The sequence below is a fragment of the Stenotrophomonas sp. 1L-E-5-B-C3 genome (genome assembly GCF_057292075.1).
Genome location: NZ_JBXAWS010000042.1, coordinates 1 through 2,023, shown reverse-complemented (window position 1 = coordinate 2,023; position 2,023 = coordinate 1). Strand labels below are relative to the sequence as shown.

Sequence of the window (2,023 nt, the reverse complement as noted above, 5' to 3'; positions counted from 1 at the left end):
CGCCACGGCCCGTTGACCCTGGACGGCTGCCTTCACCTCTCCCGCGGCGGGACGGGTCATCTTGGATTGGGCAGTGGCGGTGGTCATGGGTAGCTCCTAAGCGAAAACGGTTGCAGAGCCGATCATATTCGAAATACTCGAAAAACGCAATAATCGAAGCGCGACCCGTGCTTTTGTAGGTTCGCTCGCAGCATGCCCAATCCGGTCGTCCGCCAGTTCCTATTGTTTGCGGCCTGAAACAGCCCTGATCTCCACGATCAACCCATTGCTGATCACACAGGAATGGCGCGATGGTGGCTTCGATCTGGCTGCGCGCCGCGCATCGCGGCGTGCCCACTTTTTTCGTGACGGCCCTCGTGCTGGGCCAGTCCCCGATGGCATTGGCCGAGTCCCCGGCGCAGCGCCAGGAGTTGGTCGCCGCGCTGCGCCAGCTCGACGCGCTGGAACGCACCGTCGCGGACAGCGCCGCGCATGCCCCCATCCAGCCGGGCGAGCGCTACCACTTCGATTACCCACGGCTGCTGGCTGACCTGGCGCGCGTGCGCGCCGGCATCCAGTTCCACCTGACGCCATCACGCGCTCAGCCGCGCGACCCCTCCGAACTGGCCGGCGACTACCGCACCGAGCGGGCCGCTTCGCCATCGCCGAAGACGACTGCGGAGGGCGAGCAATGAACGGCGCCCAGGTCTCGGCATTTCAAGCCAACAGCGGTATCGCGCCTTCCGCGATGGCGACCGTCCTGGTCGGCGTCGTGTTCGCGGTCCTGCTCGTGTGGGGCGTCTGGGCCATCCGAACGGCCTATGTGGGGTGGTCCGAGAGCCGCCTCAACCAGCGCCAGTTCCTCGGCGTCTGCATCCGCTTCGTCGCGATGTACCTCGTCCTGAGTTTCTTCCTCCTGTCCTGACATGAAAGGCCCGACCATGCACAACCGCAACCTCACTTCCCGTTTTGCCCAGCGCGCCGCCGTGGCCCTGGGCGCCGCCGCGCTGCCCGCACTGTCGTTCGCGCAAGGTCTGCCGCAGTTGGAGAACCCGACGCGCGGCACCGGCAACGGCATCATGGAGACCATCCGCAACTACGGCTACGACATCATCATGCTCGTGGCCCTGCTGGTGGTGGCGTCGATGTTCATCGGCGTCTGCTACCACGCCTACGGCACCTACGCGGAGATCCACACCGGCCGCAAGACGTGGGGCCAATTCGGCCTCACGGTCGCCATCGGCGCCGTGCTGCTCGTGATCGGCATCTGGCTGCTCACCGAAGCCACCGGCATCCTGTAAGCGAGGCCGGTATGTCCGAGCAGCAGCACGTCCGTGCGGACGGGACGGTCACGTTCCTTCCGCACCGGCTCAACCGCCATCCCGTGGTCGTGCGCGGCCTCACCGCCGACGAGCTGTGGATCTGCTGCGGCCTGTCCGGCGCGGCCGGCCTGCTGGTCGGCGCGCCGCTTTCGTGGGTGTTCCGCACGATCGCCATCGCACCGACGTTCGTTGTCCTGGGCGTGGCCTTGGGCGTGTTCATCGGCGGCGGCATCCTGCGCCGCCTCAAGCGTGGGCGCCCCGACACCTGGCTGTATCGACAGTTGCAGTGGCGCATCGCAACGCGCCATCCGCTGATGGCCGGCTGGGTGGGCGGCCACGTGCTGATCTCGCGCTCGGGCTTCTGGTCCACCCGCAGGAGCATGCGATGAGCCGCTTCAAGAACGAGATCGCCCACCTGCAGGCGCACATCAAGACCTTGCGCCTGGGCGCGGGCGCGCTGGTCATTGTCGCCCTGGTCATGGGCGGCGGCTGGTGGAGCGCGCCGCGCGACCTGACCATCCACGTCCCGCCCGACCTGCGCTCTGGCAGTACCCGCAAGTGGTGGGAAGTGCCGCCCGAATCGGTCTATGCGTTCACGTTCTACGTGTTCCAGACGCTGAACCGCTGGCCGACCAATGGCGAAGAAGACTACTCGCGCAACCTCCATACGCTCTCGCCGTACCTCACCCCGTCCTGCCAGGCCTTCCTGCGGGCGGACTATG

General features: G+C 66.8%; 5 protein-coding genes. All 5 read left to right on the top strand.

Annotated features, from left to right (window positions below; all coding sequences use genetic code 11):
• Positions 1 to 290: 290 nt before the first annotated feature.
• Positions 291 to 674: an integrative conjugative element protein, RAQPRD family gene (locus AC0Z6F_RS22525; RefSeq protein WP_003120001.1), complete on the top strand. Its 384-nt coding sequence runs from the start codon at positions 291 to 293 to the stop codon at positions 672 to 674.
• Entirely contained in the window at positions 671 to 904 is a 234-nt protein-coding gene (locus tag AC0Z6F_RS22520; RefSeq protein ID WP_003050225.1) for a TIGR03758 family integrating conjugative element protein, read from the top strand. The genes AC0Z6F_RS22525 and AC0Z6F_RS22520 overlap by 4 nt, the downstream gene beginning before the upstream one ends.
• A gap of 16 nt (positions 905 to 920) precedes the next feature.
• The gene (locus tag AC0Z6F_RS22515; protein ID WP_003090173.1) at positions 921 to 1,280 is read left to right on the top strand and encodes a TIGR03745 family integrating conjugative element membrane protein; all 360 of its coding nucleotides are present in this window, start codon (positions 921 to 923) and stop codon (positions 1,278 to 1,280) included.
• An 11-nt stretch (positions 1,281 to 1,291) separates the two neighbouring features.
• Positions 1,292 to 1,690, top strand: a complete 399-nt coding sequence (locus AC0Z6F_RS22510) for a TIGR03750 family conjugal transfer protein (RefSeq protein WP_003105639.1) — start codon at positions 1,292 to 1,294, stop codon at positions 1,688 to 1,690.
• Positions 1,687 to 2,023: PFL_4703 family integrating conjugative element protein (locus AC0Z6F_RS22505; protein WP_310166997.1), on the top strand; the 337-nt coding region annotated here is incomplete at its 3' end. The genes AC0Z6F_RS22510 and AC0Z6F_RS22505, both read left to right, overlap by 4 nt.

Coding starts and splice junctions, on each gene's coding strand:
- AC0Z6F_RS22525 (WP_003120001.1), top strand. CDS start 291: ATGGTGGCTTCGATCTGGCTGCGCGCCGCGCATCGCGGCGTGCCCACT.
- AC0Z6F_RS22520 (WP_003050225.1), top strand. CDS start 671: ATGAACGGCGCCCAGGTCTCGGCATTTCAAGCCAACAGCGGTATCGCG.
- AC0Z6F_RS22515 (WP_003090173.1), top strand. CDS start 921: ATGCACAACCGCAACCTCACTTCCCGTTTTGCCCAGCGCGCCGCCGTG.
- AC0Z6F_RS22510 (WP_003105639.1), top strand. CDS start 1,292: ATGTCCGAGCAGCAGCACGTCCGTGCGGACGGGACGGTCACGTTCCTT.